At 67.5% G+C, this 22,870-nt stretch carries 13 protein-coding genes; 9 read left to right on the plus strand and 4 right to left on the minus strand.

Annotated features, from left to right (window positions below; translation table 11 throughout):
• The first annotated feature begins 95 nt into the window (after window positions 1–95).
• The 4 genes from recQ to zwf all read left to right on the plus strand — a co-directional run bounded on the left by recQ (window position 96) and on the right by zwf (window position 7,411).
• Window positions 96–1,910 (plus strand): DNA helicase RecQ, encoded by a 1,815-nt coding sequence (recQ, locus tag PI246_RS01035; RefSeq protein WP_320549429.1) that lies wholly within the window; start codon window positions 96–98, stop codon window positions 1,908–1,910.
• Between the two features lie 88 nt (window positions 1,911–1,998).
• Complete coding sequence (gene ybaL, locus PI246_RS01040; RefSeq protein WP_320549430.1) at window positions 1,999–3,654, plus strand: YbaL family putative K(+) efflux transporter; 1,656 nt, start codon at window positions 1,999–2,001, stop codon at window positions 3,652–3,654.
• A 92-nt stretch (window positions 3,655–3,746) separates the two neighbouring features.
• Window positions 3,747–5,570, plus strand: coding sequence for a glycoside hydrolase family 15 protein (locus tag PI246_RS01045; RefSeq protein ID WP_320549431.1), 1,824 nt, complete (start codon window positions 3,747–3,749; stop codon window positions 5,568–5,570).
• Window positions 5,567–7,411, plus strand: a complete 1,845-nt coding sequence (zwf, locus tag PI246_RS01050) for a glucose-6-phosphate dehydrogenase (RefSeq protein WP_320549432.1) — start codon at window positions 5,567–5,569, stop codon at window positions 7,409–7,411. Before PI246_RS01045 ends, zwf begins: the two co-directional genes overlap by 4 nt.
• Window positions 7,412–7,482: 71 nt before the next feature.
• Here zwf and PI246_RS01055 read toward each other — a convergent pair whose 3' ends face one another.
• Entirely contained in the window at window positions 7,483–9,285 is a 1,803-nt protein-coding gene (locus PI246_RS01055) for a DUF3300 domain-containing protein (RefSeq protein WP_320549433.1), read from the minus strand.
• 868 nt (window positions 9,286–10,153) lie between these two features.
• Here PI246_RS01055 and PI246_RS01060 point away from each other — a divergent pair.
• From PI246_RS01060 to PI246_RS01080, 5 genes are all read left to right on the plus strand, one after another.
• Window positions 10,154–12,799: a TonB-dependent receptor gene (locus tag PI246_RS01060; protein ID WP_320549434.1), complete on the plus strand. Its 2,646-nt coding sequence runs from the start codon at window positions 10,154–10,156 to the stop codon at window positions 12,797–12,799.
• On the plus strand, window positions 12,799–15,423 hold the full coding sequence (locus PI246_RS01065; protein WP_320549435.1) for a beta-mannosidase: 2,625 nt from the start codon (window positions 12,799–12,801) through the stop codon (window positions 15,421–15,423). Before PI246_RS01060 ends, PI246_RS01065 begins: the two co-directional genes overlap by 1 nt.
• Window positions 15,420–16,853 (plus strand): glycoside hydrolase family 125 protein, encoded by a 1,434-nt coding sequence (locus PI246_RS01070; protein WP_407069760.1) that lies wholly within the window; start codon window positions 15,420–15,422, stop codon window positions 16,851–16,853. Before PI246_RS01065 ends, PI246_RS01070 begins: the two co-directional genes overlap by 4 nt.
• Before the next feature lie 23 nt (window positions 16,854–16,876).
• Window positions 16,877–19,315: a GH92 family glycosyl hydrolase gene (locus PI246_RS01075; protein WP_320549436.1), complete on the plus strand. Its 2,439-nt coding sequence runs from the start codon at window positions 16,877–16,879 to the stop codon at window positions 19,313–19,315.
• Between the two features lie 255 nt (window positions 19,316–19,570).
• A complete protein-coding gene (locus tag PI246_RS01080) occupies window positions 19,571–19,990 on the plus strand; it encodes a hypothetical protein (RefSeq protein WP_320549437.1) in 420 nt (139 codons plus the stop codon).
• Here the strand turns inward: PI246_RS01080 and PI246_RS01085 are convergent.
• The 3 genes from PI246_RS01085 to cfa all read right to left on the minus strand — a co-directional run bounded on the left by PI246_RS01085 (window position 19,965) and on the right by cfa (window position 22,869).
• Entirely contained in the window at window positions 19,965–20,174 is a 210-nt protein-coding gene (locus PI246_RS01085) for a hypothetical protein (RefSeq protein ID WP_320549438.1), read from the minus strand. The genes PI246_RS01080 and PI246_RS01085 overlap by 26 nt on opposite strands.
• Window positions 20,175–20,278: 104 nt before the next feature.
• Window positions 20,279–21,712 carry an MFS transporter gene (locus PI246_RS01090; protein WP_320549439.1) on the minus strand — a complete coding sequence of 478 codons (1,434 nt, stop codon included), beginning with the start codon at window positions 21,710–21,712 and terminating at the stop codon, window positions 20,279–20,281.
• 35 nt (window positions 21,713–21,747) lie between these two features.
• Window positions 21,748–22,869: a cyclopropane fatty acyl phospholipid synthase gene (gene cfa / locus PI246_RS01095; protein ID WP_320549440.1), complete on the minus strand. Its 1,122-nt coding sequence runs from the start codon at window positions 22,867–22,869 to the stop codon at window positions 21,748–21,750.
• Window position 22,870 lies beyond the last annotated feature (1 nt).

A 22,870-nucleotide genomic window follows, 5' to 3' on the forward strand; every position in this document is an offset into this window, starting at 1 on the left:
CTGGCAAGCGCATTCGCCGAAAATCGCTGTAGGTCGTCAGCCCCCTCCGCGTCGCCGTCATCGGCGTGGCAGGCGCGGTTTGCTAGCATGGGCGGATGCAGTCCCAGGCTCTCGATCTCCTCCATTCCGTCTTCGGTTACCCGGCCTTCCGCGGCCAGCAGCAGGCGATCGTCGAGGAGGTGGCCGAAGGCCGCGATGCCCTCGTACTGATGCCCACCGGCGGCGGCAAGTCGCTGTGCTACCAGATTCCCGCGCTCATGCGTTACGGCACGGGCATCGTGGTGTCGCCCCTGATCGCACTCATGCAGGACCAGGTCGACGCCCTCACCGAAGCCGGCGTCAAGGCGCGTTACCTCAACTCGAGCCTCGACCCGGCCACCCAGCGCGAGGTCGAAGACCTCCTCGTGGCCGGTGAGCTCGATTTGCTCTACGTCGCCCCCGAGCGCCTGCTGACGGGCCGCTTCCTCGCCTTGCTCGACCGCATCCCCATCGCGCTGTTCGCCATCGACGAAGCGCACTGCGTGTCGCAGTGGGGACACGATTTCCGACCGGAATACCGCGAGCTCACCCTGCTGCACGAGCGTTTTCCGGAGGTGCCGCGCATCGCGCTCACGGCCACCGCCGACGAGCGCACGCGCGAGGAGATCGTCGAGCGCCTGGGCCTGCACGAGGCACGCCGCTTCGTGTCGAGTTTCGACCGGCCGAACATCCGTTACCGCGTGGCACCCCGGCAGAACGCCCGCCGCCAGCTGCTCGATTTTCTCGACGCGCATCGCGGCGAGGCCGGCATCGTCTATTGCCTGAGCCGGCGCAAGGTCGACGAGACAGCGGCCTGGCTCGTGGAGGCCGGCGTCGACGCGTTGCCCTATCACGCGGGCCTGGATGCCGAGGTGCGCATGCGCCACCAGCAGCGGTTCCTCCGCGAGGACGCCATTGTGATGGTGGCGACGGTGGCCTTCGGCATGGGCATCGACAAACCCGACGTCCGCTTCGTCGCGCACCTCGATCTGCCGCGCAGCATGGAAGGCTATTACCAGGAGACCGGCCGTGCGGGACGCGACGGCCTGCCGGCTGAGGCGTGGATGGTCTACGGCCTGGGCGACGTCGTGACGATGAGCCAGATGATTTCGCAGTCGGAGTCCGGCGACGATCGCAAACGCATCGAGCGACTCAAGCTCGATGCCCTGCTGGGTTACGCCGAGGCCACCCGCTGCCGTCGTCAGTTGCTGCTGGAGGCATTCGGCGAGATCTACCCGGAACCGTGCGGAAACTGCGACAACTGCCTCGCGCCACCGAAGACATGGGATGCCACGGTAGCCGCGCAGAAAGCCATGTCGTGCATCTATCGCAGCGGCCAGCGCTTCGGTGCGGGCCATCTCATCGACATCCTGCGCGGCGAGTCGAGCGAACGCGTGCGCGAGCTCGGCCACGACAACCTCAGCGTGTTCGGCGTGGGCACCGACATGGATGCCACGCAGTGGCGTTCGGTGTTCCGCCAGTTGCTCGCCGCGGGCCTGGTCGAGGCCGATCCCGAGGGTTACGGCACCCTGCGTCTGTCGGCATCGAGCGGCCCGGTGCTCAAGGGCGAACGCAAGGTCTGGTTGCGAGAGGATGCGCGTCCGGCGCGCGGGCGGCGCACCTCCCGGCCGTCGCCGGCGGTGGCCGGCGCGTCGCTGGGCATCGAGGCGGTCGAGGAGCCCCTGTGGAACGCCTTGCGCCGCGTTCGCGCGGAGCTGGCCAAACAGCACGGCGTGCCCGCGTACGTCATCTTCCACGATGCCACGCTGCTCGCCATGCTCCGCGCGTTGCCGCAGGATGAAGACGAACTCGGTGCCATCAGCGGCGTGGGCGAGAACAAGCTCAAGCGTTACGGCAAGGATTTTCTCGCGGTGCTGACGGCAGCCGACTAGATGGGCGCTCCGTTGTTGAGATAATTCGCAAAAGCTTGCGTCGCAGCCGTTCGACCCCAACCATCGTAAAGCGATTCAGGGAGCCCTCATGCACGACGCCACGCCACTCATCGCCACCATCGTCGGTGGACTCGTCCTTGCTTTCGTTTTCGGCGCCATCGCCCATCGATTGCGCCTGCCCGTGCTCGCGGGCTACCTGCTCGCTGGCGTGGTCGCCGGGCCGTTCACGCCCGGCTACGTCGCCGATGCCGGCATCGCGCAGGAGCTCGCCGACCTCGGCGTGATCCTGCTGATGTTCGGCGTGGGCCTGCACTTCTCGCTCAAGGACCTGCTCGCGGTGAAGTCCATTTCCATTCCCGGCGCCGCGGGACAGATGGGCGTCGCCACCGGCATGGGGATGGTGCTCGGCTGGGCCCTCGGCTGGCCGCTGGCGCAAGGCTTCGTCTTCGGCCTCGCGTTGTCGGTGGCGAGCACGGTGGTGCTGCTGCGTGCGATGGAGGAGCGCCGTCTGCTCGACAGCGACCGGGGGCGCATCGCGGTGGGCTGGCTGATCGTCGAAGACCTCGCGATGGTGCTTGCCCTGGTGCTGCTCCCCGCGATCGGCGGATTCCTCGGTACGGGCCAGGGCGGGCCCGTACCGTCGATGAGCGAACTGCTCACCACCGTGGGCCTGACCATCGGCAAGGTGGTGCTCTTCGTCGCGGTGATGTTGGTGGTCGGCAAGCGGGTCATTCCCTGGACCCTTCAGGCGGTGTCGGCGAGCGGCTCGCGCGAGCTGTTCCGGCTCGCCGTGCTGGCGATCGCGCTGGGCGTGGCCTTCGGCGCCGCCCACCTCTTCGACGTGTCGTTCGAACTGGGCGCGTTCTTCGCCGGCATGATGATGGGCGAGTCGAAGCTCTCGCAGCGGGCCGCCGAAGAAACCCTCCCGTTGCGCGATGCGTTCGCGGTGCTGTTCTTCGTGTCCATCGGCATGCTGTTCAATCCGGGCATCGTCGTGCAGCACCCGTGGATCGTGCTTGCCGCCTGTCTCATCATCGTGGTGGGCAAGTCACTGGCGGCCTATGCGATCGTGCGCGCGTTCGGCCGTCCGCCCAAGACCGCGCTCACCATCGCCACCAGCCTCGCCCAGATCGGCGAATTCTCGTTCATCCTGGCCGGACTCGGCGTGTCGGTGGGCCTGTTGAGCGAGCAGGCGCGCGATGTCTTGCTCGCCGCGGCCATCGTGTCGATTCTCATCAATCCGTTGCTTTTCATTGCCCTGGACCGTTGGGTGGCGAAGCACGACGCCGACGCGCCCGACGAGCATCCCATCGTCAAAGGCCATACCGTGCTCGTGGGTTTCGGCCGCGTCGGCCGCCGCGTGTTCGCCGAGCTCAGCGCCTTGGGAGCCCCCATCCTGGTGATCGAGACCGACGAAGACGCCGTGCGCGAACTGCGGGAGGGCGGCGAAGCGGACGTCGTCATCGGCAACGCCGCCGCCGGACCGGTGCTGGCCGAAGCCAACCTCGCGGCGGCGCGCGCGCTGATCGTCGCCGTGCCCGATCCCTTCGAGGGCGGCCAGGTGGTGCGCGCGGCCCGGGCGCTCCGCCCGGACCTGCCGATCATCGCGCGTGCGCACTCGTCCGATTGCATGGGGCATCTGTCGCGCCTGGGCGCCAGCGAGGTCGTGTACGGCGAAGAGGAGCTCGCCAGGCGCATGGTGGAGGTCGCTTCGCCCGCGCCGGTCGCGACGTCGCACCACTGACGCGCGATACCCTCGCAATAACGTCCGGACACGTCCCGCTAACGCCGGCCTGGTTAGTGTCCTGCGGTTGAGTCTTGACCTGAGAGGACACGATGGCGGCGCGGATCGAAGACTACGCGATGATCGGCAACTGCCGGAGCGCGGCCCTGGTGTCGCGGGACGGTTCGATTGATTGGTTGTGCCTGCCGCGCTTCGACAGCGCGGCCTGCTTCGCCTCGCTGCTGGGCGATGAGAGCCACGGTTGCTGGCGCCTTGCCCCGGCCGATCCCACGGCCGAATCCCGACGCGACTACATCGACGGCAGCCTCGTGCTGCGTACCGAGTGGACGACCGCGACCGGGCGGGCGCGGGTCACCGATTTCATGCCGTTCGCCGGCGAACAGGTCGGGGTGATCCGCATCGTCGAGGGCATCGAGGGCCGGGTGGATTTCGAAGCCCTGGTTCGCATCCGTTTCGACTACGGCAACGCCGTGCCCTGGGTGACGCGGGTCGACGACGAGACGCTCACGGCGGTCGCGGGTCCGGACCTGCTGGTGATGCGCAGCCCCGTGCCGGTGGAAGGCGAGGGCATGCATAGCGTCGCGCGTTTCGTGGTGGCGGCCGGCGAGATCGTGCCGTTCGCGCTGGCATGGGGGCCGTCGCACCTGTCGCCGCCGGAGGCGATCGATCCGATGATCGCGCTGGAGGATTCACTCGCGTTCTGGGAAGACTGGTCGGGCCGCTGCCGCGACGTCGGCGAATGGAGCGACATCGTCCGCCGCTCGCTCGTGGTGCTCAAGGGCCTCAGCTACCTGCCCACGGGCGGCATCGTCGCCGCACCCACCACCTCGCTGCCCGAGTGGATCGGCAGCGAACGTAACTGGGATTACCGCTACTGCTGGGCCCGCGACGCGACGTTCGTGCTCTCGGCCCTGGTCAACGCTGGTTACCACGGCGAGGCCAGCGCCTGGCGCGACTGGGTGCGCCGCGCGGTCGCCGGTTCGCCCGGGCAGTTGCAGGTGCTCTACGGCCTCGCCGGTGAGCGCCGCCTGGAGGAATACGAACTGCCCTGGCTGCCCGGCTACGAGGGCTCGCGCCCGGTGCGCGTCGGCAACGCGGCGTCGTCGCAATTCCAGCTCGACATCTTCGGCGAACTGGTGGGCGCGTTCTCCCACGCGGTGCGCCATGGCGTGGCCCTCCAGCCGGAGGCCGACAGCGTGCAGGAAGTGTTCCTCGATCACCTCGCCAGCATCTGGCGTCATCCGGACGAGGGCATCTGGGAGATCCGCGGCGAGCCCCGCCATTTCGTGCATTCGAAGGTCATGGCCTGGCTTGCGTTCCAGCGCGCGTCCGAGCAGCCGCGCCAGGCGGGTTCGCCGTTGTCGGCCCGCTGGCGCGGCATCGCCGACGAGATCAAGGCCGACATCCTCGCCAAAGGCATTGACCCGAAGCGCGGCTGTTTCACCCAGTCATACGGTTCGACCCAGGTCGATGCCAGCCTGCTTCTGGTGACCCTGACCGATTTCCTGCCGCCCGATGATCCACGCGTGGTCGCCACGGTGCGCGCCGTCGAGAGCGATCTCCTCGTCGATGGCTTCGTGCTCCGCTACGACACGCGCAGCGGGGTCGACGGGCTGTCGCCGGGCGAAGGGCAGTTCCTCCCGTGCAGCTTCTGGCTGGTGGAAAACTACGTGTTGCTGGGCCGTATCGACGAGGCCCGGGCGCTTTTCGAGCGGCTGATCTCGCTGACGAACGACCTCGGACTGCTCGCGGAGGAGTACGATCCCCGGTCGAAGCGCCTGCTGGGCAATTTCCCCCAGGCCTTCTCGCACGTCGCGCTGGTCAACGCCGCCTACAGCCTGGCGCGAGGCAGCAGCGCGACGGCGGATGTCCACGCCGCCCCCGAATCCACCTATCCCCCAGGAGTTCGCGCATGAGTCAAGCCACCGCCAAGCGCACCAGTTCGCGCGCCCACCCGGCCGATCCGTGTACCGTCGTCATCTTCGGCGCGGCCGGTGACCTGACCAGCCGCCTCGTGGTACCCGCGCTCTACAACATGCGCCGCACGGGCCTGTTGTCCGACAACTTTTCCGTCGTGGGCTTCAACCACGGCAAGATGACCGACAACGCGTGGCGCGGCAGCCTGCATGCGGCGCTCGAGCGCTACGTGGGCGCCGGCGGCCGCAAGCTCGACGAAGAGGCGTGGGGCTGGCTCAGCGCGCAGATGACCTACCACGCGGGCGATTTCGATGACCTCTCCGCGTTCCACTCCCTGGCGGGCAAGTTGCGCGACATGGAGCGCAAACGTGGCACCCAGGGCAACGTGCTGTTTTACCTCGCCACGCCCGAGCGCTTCTTTGGCGACGTGATCGAGCAGTTGCAGAAGGCCGGTCTGGTCGATGACGGTGGCCCCGACGGCCGCTTCTGGCGACGCGTGATCATCGAGAAGCCGTTCGGCCACGACCTGCCGTCGGCCCGTGCGCTCAACGAGCGCATCCTCAAGGTGCTGCGCGAAGACCAGGTCTACCGCATCGATCACTTCCTCGGCAAGGAGACGGTGCAGAACATCATGGCGTTCCGTTTCGCCAATGGCCTGTTCGAGCCGATCTGGAACCGCGACCGGATCGACCACGTGCAGATCACCGTAGCCGAAACCGTCGGCGTCGAGCGTCGCGGTTCGTTCTACGAACAGACCGGCGCGCTCCGCGACATGGTGCCGAACCATCTTTTCCAGTTGCTGGCGATGGTGGCGATGGAGCCGCCGTCGTCCTTCGATGCCGAAGCCGTGCGCACGCGCAAAGCCGAGGTGATCGAGGCGATCCGCCCCGTGCAGCCGGAAGATGCCGTGCGCGGCCAGTACGGCCCGGGCGCGGTCAATGGGCAACTGGCCGCCAGCTACCGAGACGAGCCCGACGTGGCCCCCGACTCGGTCACCGAGACCTTCGTGGCGATGAAGCTGTCGATCGACACCTGGCGCTGGTCTGGCGTGCCGTTCTACCTGCGCACGGGCAAGCACATGGGCCGGCGTACCACCGAAATCGCGATCCGCTTCAAGTCGGCGCCGTTCGCGCCGTTCCGTGGCACGGGCATGGACGCGTTCGGTCCCGACTGGCTGGTGCTGCAGATCCAGCCCGACGAAGGCATCTCGTTGCAGTTCGACGTGAAGCGCCCCGGTCCGCGCGTGGAGCTGGCGCCGGTGCGCATGGATTTCAAATACGCCGACTGGTTCCGCGCCGAACCGAACGTGGGGTACGAAACCCTGCTCTACGATTGCATGACCGGCGACGCCACGCTGTTCCAGCGCGCCGACATGGTCGAGGCGTGCTGGCGCGCCGTGCAGCCGATCCTCGACGAGTGGGCGCAGCGCATGCCCGCCGACTTCCCGAACTACGCCTCGGGCAGCGCGGGCCCGGCGTCGTCCGACACGTTGCTGGCCATGGGCGGTCGCTCGTGGCGTCCGCTGAACTCGTCGAGCGAGCCGCTGGCGCGCAAGTCGGCGCGGAGCAAGGCCGATGCCGCACCGGCGGTGGGCAGCGATGCGCCCCGTGCCGCGACCGCCAAGCGCGCGCCCGCGAAGAAGGGCAGGGGGGCTGCCGCGAAGACGGCCACGCCCGGCAGGAAAGCGACCGCGACGCGCAAGACGGCGTCGCGCCGTGCGACGGGTGCGACGCCCGCCGCCGCCAAGAGCGCGTCGGCCCGCAAGGTGGCGCCCGCAAAGACGGCCACCCGGAAGACTGGTGCGCGTCGCAAGCCCGCGGGACGTCCGCGCGCCAGGTAAGCGCGACGCTATCCCGTCAAAATGAAAAGGCCCCGCCTTCACTCGGCGGGGCCTTTTCGTTGTCGGCATGATCAGTGATCGTGCTTGTCGTCCTTGTGTTCGGGTTCGCGGTGTTCGTCATGCCGCGGCGCCGGCCTCGACTCGGGGTGCCCTTGGGGGCGTGCGTCCGGGCGCGGCGCCGGTCGTGCCTCCATCCGCGGTTCGGGGCGCGGTTCCGGACGGGCGTCCATGCGAGGTTCCTCGCGGGGCGGCATGCGTTGATCCATGCGCTGTGGTTCCATCCGCGGTGCCGCGCCCGGGGTGTGCTGGGCGAAGCGCGCCGCATCGTTCGGCGGCATACGCGGCTCGACGCGGTCCTGGCGCGGCGCCATCGGCTGCGGGGCCGGGGCGTGCCGGGCGTCCATCATCGGCTGTGCCGGGCGTGCCGCTGCCGGCGTCGGCTCGTGGGCGGCCAGCGCCTGGCGGTCGCGCGCGAAGGCCTCCGCACCGCCGGGATGCTCCGGCGCACGAGGCGCGCCGGGCCCTGCCTCGGGCAGACGCTCGTTACGCTGCATCATCGCCGGGTCGACACCGTGCGGCGCGTTGGGCGCGGGCCGACCTGCGGCGAACGTGCGCGGATCCACCGGGCGTCCCGGCTCGCCCGCGGGACGCGGCATCATCCCGGCGCGTTCGGCACCCGGCGGGGGCAACGCCGGCCGCGCGTTCGGCGCCGTGGCGCGCATCATCGCGGGGTTGAAGTTCGGGCGCTGCATGTGCGCGAAGTCCGTCGCGCGCGGCGCCATGGCCGCCGCCGGTCCGCCGGCCGGGCCCGGGGGCGGCGCGCCGTTGTAGGTGTTGTTGCGCACCGACACGTTGCCGAAGTTGTGCCGGTTGTCGATGTGCACCGAACGGTCGATGTTGGTATAGCGGTTGATGACCGTATTGCGGTTCACGACATACGGATGATTGTCATAGACCACGGCCGGCGGTCCGTAGCCGCCACCGCGCGGGCCACCCCACGACGTGTTCCAGGCATTCCAGCCCCACGGATGGTCGTGGTGATGCGCGAAGAGTTCGCCGACCAGCACACCGACGCCGAAAGACACGATGCCGGTGGCCACGAGATCGCCGCGGTCGGGGGCGGGCTCGTACCAGCGTTCGGTGGTGTAGACGCGCGAATACACCGGCTCGCCGTAGACGACATCGGGATCGTAATGCGGCACGTAGACGACGTCGGGTTCTGCCGGTTCGATTTCGATGGTCTGCGCCGGCGGTTCCACGACACGGCGTTCCTCGACCACCGTGGTCGTGGTGGTGGTCGCCTGCGGCTGGGGCGTGTCCACCACGCGGATCTTCTGCTGCGGCGTATCGGCCAGCGAACCGTGCGCGCGGGCGCGCTGGCGCATGACCTGGATCGCGTTGAGCACGTCGGTGGGCTCGGCCGCGTAGGCCGCCCCCAGAGCGGCGGTCCAGTCGTTATGGCCGTCCAGTTGGTCGACCACGGCGGGGAAGGCGACCAGCGCCTTGACGCTCGGGTCCCACGGCTGGTTGCTGGCGGCGTCGATGAGCGCCGAGCCGCTCAGGTTGCGGTTGTCTTCGAGGAAACCGCGCGCGGCGTGCACGTCGTCGGGATGCGTGGACGCGGCGAGCGTGAGCGCGACCAGCTTGTCCGGGAACAACGCGATCGGCGAGACCAGCGCGTAGAGCTGTTCCGCCGTCGGCGGCTGGTAAGCGGGTGCCGGCGGTGCCGCGTTGTCTGGCGCTCCCGTGGTGGCCGGCGGTGGCGCGGCCGCGGTGTCATCCGCGGGCGCCTGGCGCTGGCAACCGGCAAGCATGCCGACGATAGCGACCGACAGCGCGGTCATCAGTACGACGTCCTTCGTAGTGTGTCTCATGGTGCCCTCTCGTCCCGGATCGCCTGTGGACCCGGCGTGGCGCCAATGTCGTTTTCGGCGCGTGACTGGGCGCTGTCTGGCGGCGCAAGGGCTTGCGGTTTTGCAGTCGGGTTTAGCGGGGGTTTGGGTGGGGGTGGCCGTAGGGTGGGGCGCTCGGCTTCGTGGCGAGGGCGAAGCGGGTTGTTGGGGGTGGGAGGTGGGAAGTGGGGGCGCCTGCCCCGCACGTTGGGGAGTTGGAAGGCTCGCGTGTGCGTTACGCGACCCTTTGGTGGCGGTGGATACCCCTCGACACCCAAAGCAGCGTCGGCCGGGCCCTCGACCGCACGCCGGACCGCGTCCCCACTTCCCCCCCCAACCCCCGCTTTTCCACGCTGCATTGCAACAAGCAGCCCCGTCCAAACCCCTCCAACGCACCTCTCTCGTAACCACCAACCCCTTTCCACGCGAAAACAGCCACTTGCCCGAAAAGCACACCATGCCCCCATCAAGCTGGATCGATCCAAAAGACCAATGCGCATTCCGCACTGCACTATTTTGGTCTTCTCGATTTATCCAATGAAATCATGGTGATGTGCGCACTTGACCATCCTTGGATCGAGTTAAAAATCAGTTGACTTCACTGTCGGGGGAATTAAGAATCCAGCGATAACACGGCCTTGCCACGGCAAGACCGGGCTTTCGCGCCAGAACCCGCAGACCGGCGGCGCGCAAGTGAAAAAGGGCGACAAAAAAAGACCCTCACGCAGCGCATGTTCCCGACGCCGGTTTTCAGCCGGCGCGGTCCCGTGCGCTCGGAAAAAAGCAGACGCGGGAGCGGGGACCCGACAGCGATCGGGACCGGCTTCCTTTCCCTTTCCAGGAGATCGATGTGACCCACCGTATCAGCGTACTTTCCATGGCCATCCTGGCCGGTCTGCTCGCGACAGGCAGTGCGATGGCGCAGGACGCCAACGCCGCCCCGTCCGCGAACGACGCCGGGACGACCGCCCCCGCCGGCCAGTCCACTCCCCAGAACGCGGCCGACCTCAGCGGCATCACCGTCACCGGTATCCGCGCGAGCCTGCAGAAATCGCTCGACCTCAAGCGCAATGCCGATTCGATCGTCGACGCCATCTCGGCCGAAGACGTGGGCAAGTTTCCGGACACCAACGTCGCCGAATCGCTGTCGCACCTGCCGGGCATCAGCGTCGATCGCAACTTCGGCGAAGGCGACAAGGTCAGCATCCTGGGCACCGACCCGGCACTGAACCGCCTGCTGCTCAACGGCCAGACGCTGGCTTCGACCAACTGGACGTCCGACCCGAACAACCCGGACAGCCGCTCGTTTGACTACAGCCTGCTGACCTCCGAAATCATCGGCAACGCCCAGGTCTACAAGACCCCGCAGGCGAAGATCGACGAAGGCTCCATCGGCGGCACGGTGATCGTGAACACCCGCCGTCCGCTGGACCTCAAGGCGAACACGCTCACCGGCAACGTCAGCTACAGCTACAACGACCGCGCGGACACCGGCAAGCCGAACGCGTCGGTCTTCTACAGCTGGAAGAACCAGGACAACACCTTCGGCGTGCTCGGTTCGCTCATGCACTCCGATCGCATCATCGACCGCCAGGGCACCGAGATCTTCGGCTACCAGCGCGCGAACGATCCGACCGACACCAACCCCAACCACCAGTTCGCCCCGGGGGTGGTGCCGGCCGACCAGCAGCCGACGTACCCCACCGCGATCAACACCGCGTGGTTCCAGCAGAAGCGCAAGCGCGACGGCGTGTCGACCGGCCTGCAGTGGAAGCCGAACGACGCGTTCGAACTCAACTTCACCGGCCTGTACGTCACCGAGAAGTTCGACAACTACAACCAGAGCCGCTACGGCGACTGGTCGAGTTCGGCCCCGTACGCCACCTCGGCCTCGGTGAACCATGGCGTGATCACCAACGCCAACTACGGCCCGCTCGCCCCGACCTACCTCGACGGCTACGAGCGCGAGTCGAAGGTCAACACCGGCGCCGCGCAGTTGCGCGCCGACTGGTACGGCGACGGCTGGACCGCGTCGAGCCAGATCGGCTACACCGGTTCGACCGGCGGTTCGGAAGGCATCTGGAACGCGCAGTTCAAGTCGCTGGGCGGCTACAACTGGAACCTCGCGGGCGAGCACCCGCAGATCAATTACAACTTCCCCGACAATCCGTCGGCGGCGACGATCAACGGCCTCGGCTTCAGCCGCGCGCCGACCTACGACCGCGAGCGTTACTTCCAGGCCGACTTCGCGCATGACGTGAGCTGGGGCCCGCTTAACCAGATCGAGGTGGGCGTCAAGGCGACCAACCACTACAACGGTCAGGATGCCTACGCCTCGCGCTTCCCGTCGCTCGCCAGCATGGGCGTCGGCGGTCTCACGCTGGCCGACTGGGCCGGCGGCCAGACCCCGGACGGCTACCTCGGCGGCCTGAACGCTACCCCGAGCATGGAAAACTGGACCACCCTCAGCAAGGGCCAGCTCAAGGACAGCGTCAACGGACTCGTGGATATCTACGGCGCGCCGATCGATCCGAAGGCGACCTACGCGATCCAGGAACAGAACCGCGCGTTCTACATCCAGGGCGACTTCGCCGGCGACGACTATCGCGGCAACCTCGGCGTGCGCTACTTCCGCACCCGCGACACGGTGGACGGCTACAACGCCGCCGGCAACGATACGTATGCGCCGGTGAACAAGCGCAGCGCATACCACAACTGGTTGCCGTCGCTGAACATCGCCTACGACGTGGCCTCGGATGTGACCCTGCGCTTCGCCTACGCGCAGACGATCGCCCGTCCGCGCTACCAGCAGATGACGCCGTACGTCGCCCTCGACGACCGCAGCCTCACCGGCTCGCGCGGCAACACCGACCTGGGTCCCTACAAGGCAACCAACTACGACTTCTCGGCCGAGTGGTATTTCTCCGAGAACAGCGTACTGGCCGCGGAGCTGTTCTTCCGCCGCATCTCGGGCTACATCCTCAATACTCAGGTGCTCGAGACGCACTACAACCTGACCAACCAGCGCGACGATCTTTACCAGATGCAGGTGCCGATCAACGCCGGCGTCGCCAAGGTCAAGGGCGCCTCGCTCACCTACCAGCAGAACTTCGGCCTCGGCTTCGGCATGATGGCCAACTACACCTACTCCGACGCGGACACCAGCAACGACTTCCCGCTGCCGTACAACTCGAAGAACTCGTTCAACCTGTCGCCGTTCTTCGAGCAGGGCCCGTGGAGCGCGCGGGTGACGTACAGCTGGCGTTCGTCGTACTTTACGTCCATCGCCGCGCTGCAGACCCAGCAGATCACCGGCATCTTCCGCCAGCTCGATGCGTCGGTCGGCTACCAGATCAACGACCACATGCGTATCTCGCTGGATGGCACCAACCTTCTGGACGAGACCTACCAGGTGTATGACGATCGCCCGAGCCAGCCGCTGTACTCGTACAAGAACGGACGCACCTACACGCTTACCCTGGGCCTGAAGCTGTGATGCGGCGCGCGTCGCTGGCCCTGGCGCTCTGGCTGGCCGCCGGAGCGGCCGGCGCCACCCCGCCGACGGAGAAGGACCTCTCCGCCGGCTGGCGCTTTCGTCTCGCCCAAGGGACGCAAGCGGACGCGCACCCCGACCTGAAGGACTGGCTCCCGGCGCACGTGCCGGGAGCCGTCCAGACCGACCTGCTCGCCCTGAAGAAGATCGACGATCCCTTCTGGCGCGACAACGAGGCGAATCTGCAATGGATCGGCCTGTCCGACTGGGACTACCAGCTCGATGTCGACGTGGACGCGGCCACCCTTGCCCGCGGCCACGTCGATCTCGTGTTCGAAGGGCTCGACACCTACGCCGACGTCTCGCTCAACGGAAAGAAGGTGCTCAGCGCGGACAACATGTTCCGGCGCTGGCGCCTGCCCGTGAAAGACATCCTGCACAAGGGCGCCAACACGCTCGTGGTGCATTTGCAGTCACCCATCGGCCGCCTGTTGCCGTGGCTGATGAAGCAGCCGTACTCCCTGCCCGGTGAATTCGATTCGTCGTTCGGCGACGAGCCCAAGGGCAAGCAGACGTCCAATTACGTGCGCAAGGCGAACTACCAGTACGGCTGGGACTGGGGTCCGCGCTACGTCACGCTCGGCATCTGGCAACCGGTGCGGCTGGAGAGCTGGGACACCCTGCGCCTGGCCGATTTCCACGTCGCCCAGAAGCACGTGGATGCCGACACGGCCCAGCTCGAAGGCCAGTTCGACGTGCGCGCGGACAAGAGCGGTCCGGTGACGCTCACGCTCGACTGGACGGCGCCGGACGGCACGCACGGTCACCAAGCGCGCGACGTGGCTCTGAGCAAGGGCGAAAACCACGTGGCGCTGCCGCTGACCATCGCCCACCCGCAGCGCTGGTGGCCGGTCGGCTATGGCGATCCCAGCCTTTACCGGTTCCACGCCGAGGTGGTTGCTGACGGCCAGGCCTTGGCCAGTGTCGATCGCGAGACCGGCCTGCGCAGCGTCGAACTGCGCCGGGAGAAGGACACCTGGGGCCGCAGCTTCGCTTTCGTGGTCAACGGCGTGCCGGTGTTCGCCAAGGGCGCCAACCTGATTCCGTACGACAGCTTTCCCTCGCGCGTCACGCCCGAGCGCCTGGAGGCGTTGCTGCATTCGGCCCGCGACGCCAACATGAACATGCTGCGCATGTGGGGCGGCGGCACCTACCAGGACGACGCCTTCTACGCGGCGGCCGACCGCCTGGGCATCATGATCTGGCAGGACTTCATGTACGGCGGCGCGATCACCCCGTACGACGACGCATTCCGCGAGAACGCGCGCATCGAAGCGGTAGAGCAGGTCACGCGCCTGCGCGACCATCCGTCGATCGTACTGTGGGCCGGCAACAACGAAGTGCAGACCGGCTGGGACGACTGGCCGGATCGCCAGGACTTCCGCAAGTTCATCAACGCCGATGAAGTCAAGCGCATCGACGACGGCATGCGCGAGCTGTTCGGCAAGACGTTGCGCAAGGTCGTCGCCGACCTGTCACCGGGTACGCCTTACTGGGCGAGCTCGCCGAGCACGGATTACGACGGCCCGGCCAATGTCGAAAGCGACGGCGACTACCACTACTGGAAAGTGTGGTCCGGGTCGGAGCCGATATCGCATTACCTCGACATGACGCCGCGTTTCCAGTCGGAGTATGGCCTGCAGTCGTTCCCCGTGATGGCGACGATCAAGGCGTTCGCCGCGCCCGACGACATGCAGCCCGAGTCGAAGGTGATGCGCGCGCACCAGAAGTTCGCCAACGGTGACGGCAACCAGCGCCTGCTGCTTTACATCCGCCAGGGTTACGGCGAACCGAAGGACTTCCCGTCGTTCGTCTACCTGAGCCAGGTGATGCAGGCCGAAGGCATCGAACTGGCCGCGGAGCACCTGCGCAGCGCCCGCCCGCGCAACATGGGCACGCTCTACTGGCAGCTCAACGACGTGTGGCCAGGCGCGTCCTGGGCCAGCGTGGATTACTTCAACCGCTGGAAGGCGCTGCAATACCACGCACGGCGCTTCTACGCGCCGGTGGACGTGGTGCCGTTGCGCCGCGAGGGCGTGACCGACGTCTTCGCCGTGTCCGATCGCACGACCGGTTTCGACGCGACCCTGCGCCTGCGCGTCTACGACATGGGCGGCAAGCTGTTGCGCGAAACGAGCCAGCCGGTGCATGCCGCGGCGCTGGCCAGCACGAACGTGCTCAAGCTCACCGATGCCGCGTTGCTCAAGGGCGCCGATCCCAAGCGCACCGTGGTCGCCTTCGATCTCATCGAGCAGGGCGAGACACTCGCGCATCACCTGCTTTATTTCGACGCGGCACGCGATCTCGCGCTGCCCAAGCCGGAACTATCGTGGAGCGTGGGCGGCGATGCCCATCATCCGGTCATCACCGTCAGCGCCAAGCGCCTCGCGCGTGCCGTGTGGATCGATACCGGCGACCTGAATGTTCGCTTGGCCGACAACGCCTTCGACCTGCTGCCGGGCGAAAGCCGTCGCATCCAGGTGCAGGGCGACGTCGATGTCGACACGCTGCGCCACGCCGTATCCGCGATGTCGCTGGTCGACGCCCTGAAGGAGCACACCCCGTGAACCCCAGTCGCCGCAACCTGCTCAAGTGGCTCTCGCTCGCCCCCGGCCTCGCCGTGGCCGGCGGCGTGGGCGTCGCGTCCGCCGCCTCGCGCTTTCCCAGCAAGCGGCCACCGCTGGCCAGGCGAAAGTTCACCAGCCCCGCGGTCGAGGCCTTGATCGTCGCCACGAAAAAGAAGATCGGCGATCCCGAACTGGCCTGGCTGTTCGAGAACTGCTTCCCCAACACGCTCGATACCACGGTGGAACTCGGCCGGCTGGACGGCCACGAAGATACCTTCGTCGTCACCGGCGACATCGACGCGATGTGGCTTCGCGATTCGTCCGCCCAGGTATGGCCCTACCTGCCGCTTACGCCGAAGGACGAAGCCCTGCGCAAGCTGTTCCGCGGGCTGATCCGCCGCCAGGCGCGCTGCATCGCGATCGATCCCTACGCCAACGCCTTCATGCCCGATCCGCGCGGCAAGAGTACGCTGGACTGGGCGCAGTCCGATGACACCGACATGCTTCCCGGCGTGGGCGAGCGCAAATGGGAAATCGATTCGCTGTGTTATCCCGTGCGCCTCGCGCACGGTTACTGGCAGACCACGGGCGATCGCGGGCCGTTCGACGACGCGTGGCGCGAGGCGACCCGGCGCATCCTGCATACGTTTCGCGAGCAGCAGCGCAAGGACGGCCCGGGTCCTTACCATTTCCAGCGCACGTCGCCGCATCCGACCGAGAGCCAGTTCCTCAAGGGGTACGGTAATCCGACGCGTCCGGTGGGCCTGATCCATGCGATGTTCCGTCCGTCGGACGACGCGACGCTGTATCCGTTCAACATCCCGGGCAACCTGTTCGCGGTGGTCACGCTGCGTCGGTTGGCGCAGATGCACGGCACGCTCTACGGTGATTCGGCGTTCGCGGCCGAGTGCAATGCGCTGGCCGACGAGGTGCATGCGGCGATCGAACAGTACGGCGTGGTCAAGGACCCGCAGGGCGATTTCTGGGCCTACGAGGTCGACGGTTATGGCGACCAGTTGGTGATGGATGACGCCAACGTGCCCAGCCTGCTCGGGCTGCCGTACCTGGAATGCACCGGGCGCGATGCGCGCTACGCCCGCACCCGCGCGGTGGTATGGGGGCCGCGTAACCCGTACTTCTTCAAAGGCAGCGCCGCCGAAGGCATCGGCGGCCCGCATGAAGGCCTGCGCCTGATCTGGCCGATGTCGATCATGATGAAGGCCTTCACCACCGACGACACGGCGGAGATACGCCAGTGCCTGCAGTGGCTCAAGACCACGCACGCCGGCACGGGTTTCATGCACGAGGCCTTCGATCAGGACGATCCGTCCAAGTTCACGCGAAGCTGGTTCGCCTGGGCTAACACGCTCTTCGGCGAACTGGTGGTTCACCTCGCGGACAAACACCCCGATACCCTGCGGCGCGTCTGACGCCGCCTTCGTTGGAGCGATTCATGGTTACCCGTCGACGTTTTCTCCAGGGCATGGCCGCGGCGACGGCCGTCGGCCAGTTCGGTTCCCTTTCCGCGCTGGCCCATGGCGTGCAGCAGGCCATGGAACCGGCGTCCGCTGGCCCAGGCGCCGCCGCGAATCGCGTGCTCGGCTACGTCGACGTCTTCGTTGGCTCGGGCGGCCACGGACACACCTATCCCGGTGCCACGCGTCCGTTCGGCATGGTGCAGCTGAGCCCGGACACCAACAACGCGCAATGGGACGGCTGCTCCGGCTATCACCAGGGCGACGGATCGATCATGGGCTTCTCCCACACGCACCTGTCCGGTACCGGTGCGTCGGATATGCTCGACGTGCTGGTGATGCCCGCGATGGGACCGGTGTTGCTCCAGCCCGGCGATCGCGACTTCGACGGCGTGAACTATGTGTCGCGTTTCGACGCGAAGAAGGCCGGTGGCGAAAAGCCGGAAAAGGGCTACAAGACCGGCGTGAAGGGCTACCGCTCGCACTACACCGGCGAGCAGGCGCATCCGGGCTACTACCGGGTGAAGCTGACCAAGCACGATATCCTCGCCGAGCTCACCGCCACGCTGCGGGCCGGCATTCACCGCTACACCTTCGACAAGGACGGCGACGCCCACCTGCTCGTCGACTTCGCCCATGGCTACCAGGACGACCCGCGTGAGCCCACGCGACTGAGCGACGTCGAAATGCGCCTGGTCGGCAACGACACCCTGGTGGGCGGTCGCCGCGTGTGGCAGTGGGCGAGCGGTCGCGTGATCTACTTCGCGATGAAGCTCTCTCGCGCGCCGACTTCGGTCACCCTGTACTCCGACGACAAGGCGCTGCCGGCCGGCAGTACCGAGGTCAAGGGCGACAACCTCAAGGCCGCGTTGCATTTCGACCATGCGTCGAAGGCGCCGCTGCTGGTCAAGGTCGGCATCTCCGGCGTAGACATCGACGGTGCGATGCGCAACCTCGACGGCGAAATCCCTGGCTGGGACTTCGATGGCGTGCGCGCGGCGGCCGAAGCCGAGTGGGTCGCCGAGCTGTCGAAGATCCGCATGGAGTCCTCGTCGGACAAGGTCAATCGTCTTTTCTACAGCTCGCTCTATCACACCATGCTCGCGCCCACGGTGTTCAGCGACATCGACGGTCGCTACCGCGGCATGGACAAGGCCGTGCACACGTTGCCGGCCGGCCGGCACAACTACAGCACGTATTCGCTGTGGGACACCTATCGCGCCGCGCATCCGCTCTACACGCTGTACCAGTCCGATCGCGTGCCCGACATCGTCGACGGCCTCGTCCGTCTCGCCGTCGAAAGCCCCAGTGGCGCGCCCGTGTGGCCGCTGCAGGGCATCGAGACGGTGTGCATGATCGGCTATCACTCGGCCGTGGTCGTGGCCGAGGCGCAGGCGAAGGGTTTCAAGGGTATCGACTACGCCAAGGGCTGGCCGGTGTTCCGCCGTCGAGCCATGCAGGACGACTACTTCGGCCTGGGCTACTACCGCCAGCTCGGTTACATCCCCAGCGACAAGGAAGGCGAAGCGGTCAGCAAGACGCTCGAATACGCCTACGACGATTGGGCCGTCGCGTCCATGGCCGATGCGCTGGGCCATGCCGAGGAGGCCGCCGCACTGCGCAAGCGTTCGCAGAACTATGCCAACGTGTTCGACAAGACCACCCAGTTCTCGCGTCCGCGCGATGCCGCGGGCCAGTGGATCGAGCCGTTCGACCCGATCGCCATCGGCCATTCCTCGCGCTGGCGCGACTTCACCGAGTCCAATGCCTGGCAGGCCACCTTCCTCAACCAGCACGACGTGTACAACTACATGGCGTTGTTCGGTGGCGAGGACGCGTTCGAGAAAAAGCTCGACGGGCTGTTCAACGCCGATCCTACCCTGCCGGACAACGCGCCGCCGGACATCGCCGGCATGGTCGGGCAGTACGCCTTCGGCAACGAGCCAGGCCACCATATGCCTTACCTCTACGCGTATTCCGGCTCGCACTACAAGGCGCAGGCCCGCGTACGGATGCTGCTCGACACGATGTACCTTCCCGAGCCGGACGGCCTGCCCGGCAACGAGGACTGCGGCCAGATGAGCGCGTGGTACATCATGAGCGCCATGGGCCTGTATTCGGTCGATCCGGTCAGCACGAACTATGTGTTCGGCAGCCCGATCGTCGACCGCGCGCAGATCGACGTGGGCGGGGGGCGTACGCTGACTATCGAGACGAAGAACAACGGCGAAGGCCGGCCGTACATCCAGTCGGTCACGTGGAACGGCCAGCCCTGGACGAAGAGCTGGATCTCCCACGCCGAACTCGTGGCCGGCGGCACGCTCAGCTTCACGATGGGGGAGACCCCCAACAAGGACTTCGGCAAGGCACGGGCCGACCGCCCGCCGTCCTACGGTGCCCCCGCGCCGGCCGCGTGAGGCCCCCGTGCCGGCGGCCGTCGAGCGGATGACGCCGTCGGCACCGGATCGCCGATGCGGTCGGCTCACGTCCTCCGGTCGCCCCGGCCCGGTGGGAGCGGACCGCGTCCTCGAACCCCCAGGACGCCAGCGGAGCCGGAGAGGCGGGCGACACCATGGTGGGGGACTGGCTGCCGTTGAGGGGGCATCCCTTCACGGCCAATCGACCGGTCGCGCCACATGCTGCTGTCGCCTGAACGACGAAAGGGGGCCAGCATGTCTTACACCGGACGCATGTACGTGCGCATGTTCCTGCCTTGCGGCGTGTGGCTGGCGGGTGGATCGGTCGCGGCCGCCGTCGCGCGCGCGGCCCAGTCCATGCCCGGTTCGTTCGGCATGACCTCGCTGTATTCGAACCTGCCCGCCTGGCTGTTCGTCACCGGTGCGACGGCTGCGCTGTTGCTGGGCATGGTGCAGGTAGGGCGCCTGCGTTTCCGCGACCGCGACTGCTACGTCTGCGGCTGCCTGCTCGGCGCGGAGCGCACTGCACGGGGTGGGCTTGGCCGCACCCGACGCTGCCTGGGCTGCGGCAAGGTGCACGGGGTGAACCACCGGCTCGCGCCGCACCTGCGGCCCCTTGCCAGGGCGGTGGACGAACCCGCGCCCGTGGCTACGAGCGTACGTTCGTCACCGTGATGCGGTGACCGATGCGCTCGAGCAGGGCGCGCAGTGCCTCGGCGTCCTCCCGGCTGGCGGATTCCTCCAGCGACAGCCAGAGCGTATCCCCGGACAGGCCATGGACCTTCTCGTTGAATTCGATTTCGATGGCGGCCTTGCCGCCGGGCTGGACGACGGATACCGCGAAATTGCGTGACTGCACGTGACCGCTCCCCTGTGCGTGGTCGAGATGGGATGGCCCCATTTTACCGGTCCGGTACGTCGCGCGCGCTCGGTGCAGCGCGGATATGTGAAGGGCGCCTGGTCCTACGTGCGGCTTCCCAGCGGCGCGGCCACGTCTTCCAGCGAGCGCCGCTCGGCGGCGATGCCCAGGCAGGCGGCGGCCAGGGCGCCGATCACCATCAGCGCCGCGCCGAGCGCATAGCCCCAGCCGATCGACGACCGCTCGCCCGTGCCGATGAGCGAACCGAACAGCCACGGACCGACGACGCCTCCCAGTGCTGTGCCGAACGCGTAGAACAGAGCGATCGCCAACGCGCGCAGCTCCAGCGGAAAGCTCTCGCTGACCGTGAGGTAGGCCGAGCTGGCGGCGGCCGACGCGAAGAAGAACACCACGCTCCATGCCACCGTCTGCGTGCGCGCGTCGAGCCATCCCTGAACGAAAAGCCAGGCCGTGGCGAACAGCAGTCCGCCCGAAAGCAGGTAGGTGGTGACGATCATCGGCCGCCGGCCCCAGGTGTCGAACCATCGGCCCAGCAACAGGGGGCCCAGGAAATTGCCGGCCGCGAAAGGCAACAGGTAAAGCCCGACGTCGGCGTCGGCCACGCCGTAGAAGCGGCCAAGCACCAGGGCGTAGGTGAAGAAGATGGCGTTGTAGAAGAAGGCCTGGGTCGCCATCAGCACGAGGCCAAGCACCGTGCGCCGGGGGTAGTCGCGAAACAGCGTCCGGGCCACGTCCGCCAGCGTCAACGCATGCGGACGCAGGCGAAGCCGGGGCAGGGGCCCGGTCGGTGGCGCCGCGCCGAGGCGCCGCTCGATGTCGGCGACCACGGCCTCGGCCTCGTCGATCCGCCCGTGCAGCATCAGCCAGCGCGGGCTTTCCGGGATCCAGCGACGCAGCACGAGGATGCCCAGGCCCAGCAGCGCGCCGAGACCGAAGGTGAGTCGCCAGCCGAGTTCCGCCGATACCCAGCCCATGTCGAGCAGCAGCACCGCACCCAGCGCACCGAGGGCGGCGCCGAGCCAGAAGCTGCCGTTGATGACCAGGTCCGTATGCCCTCGGTAGCGGGCGGGGATCAGTTCCTGGATGGCCGAGTTGATCGCGGCATATTCCCCGCCGATGCCGGCCCCGGTGAGCATGCGGAAGATGACGAAGGTGACCAAGCCCGGCGCGAAGGCCGTGGCCGCGGTGGCGGCGAGGTACAGGCCCAGCGTGAGGGTGAAAAGCTTTTTGCGACCGAGCCGGTCGGTGAGCCAGCCGAAAAACAGCGCCCCCACCACCGCGCCGACGAGGTAGAGGCTGCCGGCCAGTCCCACCTGCGCGTCGGTGAGGTGGAGCACCGGGCTGGATTTGAGCGCCCCGGCGATCGAGCCGGTGATCGTGACTTCCAGGCCGTCGAGCAGCCATGTGATGCCCAGTCCCACGGCCACCAGGGTGTGGAAGCGCCCCCAGCGCAGGCGGTCGAGCCGTGCGGGCACATCGGTCTCGAGCGGGGCGTCGTGGGTCGCGGTCGGGTTCATGCCGGCACCCTACGCCGTGCGTCGTGGGCACCGCGTCAGCGCGGCACGCGCAGGCCGCCGGGTACGCCGCGTGGGGACAGGGTGACCTGCCACAGCTGATCGCGACGGCTGCGGAATACCCCCGCGGAGCAGGCCAGGTAGAAACGCCACATGCGCCGGAAGCGCTCGTCGTAGCGTTTGCCCAGCCGAGGCCATGCGGCGTCGACGTTGGCCAGCCACGCCATGAGGGTGCGGTCGTAGTCCGCGCCGAAGTTGTGCCAGTCCTCCACCACGAAACGGTCTTCCAGGGCGGCGGCGACCTGGCTCATCGCCGGGATCACCGAGTTGGGGAAGATGTATTTTTCGATCCACGGATCCGGCCGGCCAGGGCGGCTGTTGCTGCCGATGCAGTGGAGCAGGGCGAGCCCCGCCGGGGCGAGGCAGCGGTGGGCCACGTCGAACCACGCGCGATAGTTCTTGTGGCCGACGTGCTCGAACATGCCCACGGAAAGGATGGCGTCGAAGCGTTCGTCGAGTTCGTGGTAGTCGCGCAGGTGGATGTCGATGGGCAGGCCCCGGCAGCGTTCTCGCGCGTCGGCGGCCTGCTCGGCCGAGATCGTGACGCCGACGCCGCTCACCCCGTAGCGTTCGGCCGCGTACTTCAACGCCTCGCCCCAACCGCAACCGATGTCGAGGACGCGCTGGCCCGGTTGCAGTCGCAGCTTGCGGCAGATCAGGTCGAGCTTGGCCTCCTGCGCGTCGTCGAGGGTGTCGGCCTGGGCCCAGTAAGCGCACGAATACACCATCCGCTTGCCGAGCATGGCCTCGAACAGGTCGTGCCCCAGGTCGTAATGCTGCCGACCCACGTCCCACGCATGGGCGCCGCGCTGCATGTTCAGCAGCCGTGCGCGCAGGCTCATGCGCAGCGTATCGAACGTGCGCAACGACTCGTCCATGCGCGACGAGAGCACGCGGCTGAAAAAACCCGGCAGGTCGGCGGCTTCCCACCAGCCGTCCATGTAGGACTCGCCCAGGCCCAGCGAGCCGTGCGCGAACACGCGCGCGTAGGTGCGCTCGTCGTGCACCACCATGTCGGTGGCGCGCTTTCCGCCGAGGGTGATGCCGGCCTGTGCGAGCAGGGCCTGGGCCCGGGCTTTCAGTGCGGCATCGGCGCTCATG

This window comes from Luteibacter sahnii (genome assembly GCF_034063545.1).
Taxonomy (GTDB): domain Bacteria; phylum Pseudomonadota; class Gammaproteobacteria; order Xanthomonadales; family Rhodanobacteraceae; genus Luteibacter; species Luteibacter sahnii.

What these genes read in the sequence shown, in the direction of transcription:
- zwf (WP_320549432.1), top strand. Translation starts at nt 5,567, where the DNA reads ATGAGTCAAGCCACCGCCAAGCGCACCAGTTCGCGCGCCCACCCGGCC.
- PI246_RS01065 (WP_320549435.1), top strand. Translation starts at nt 12,799, where the DNA reads ATGCGGCGCGCGTCGCTGGCCCTGGCGCTCTGGCTGGCCGCCGGAGCG.
- PI246_RS01075 (WP_320549436.1), top strand. Translation starts at nt 16,877, where the DNA reads ATGGTTACCCGTCGACGTTTTCTCCAGGGCATGGCCGCGGCGACGGCC.
- PI246_RS01045 (WP_320549431.1), top strand. Translation starts at nt 3,747, where the DNA reads ATGGCGGCGCGGATCGAAGACTACGCGATGATCGGCAACTGCCGGAGC.
- PI246_RS01080 (WP_320549437.1), top strand. Translation starts at nt 19,571, where the DNA reads ATGTCTTACACCGGACGCATGTACGTGCGCATGTTCCTGCCTTGCGGC.
- cfa (WP_320549440.1), bottom strand. Translation starts at nt 22,869, where the DNA reads ATGAGCGCCGATGCCGCACTGAAAGCCCGGGCCCAGGCCCTGCTCGCA.
- PI246_RS01055 (WP_320549433.1), bottom strand. Translation starts at nt 9,285, where the DNA reads ATGAGACACACTACGAAGGACGTCGTACTGATGACCGCGCTGTCGGTC.
- ybaL (WP_320549430.1), top strand. Translation starts at nt 1,999, where the DNA reads ATGCACGACGCCACGCCACTCATCGCCACCATCGTCGGTGGACTCGTC.
- recQ (WP_320549429.1), top strand. Translation starts at nt 96, where the DNA reads ATGCAGTCCCAGGCTCTCGATCTCCTCCATTCCGTCTTCGGTTACCCG.
- PI246_RS01090 (WP_320549439.1), bottom strand. Translation starts at nt 21,712, where the DNA reads ATGAACCCGACCGCGACCCACGACGCCCCGCTCGAGACCGATGTGCCC.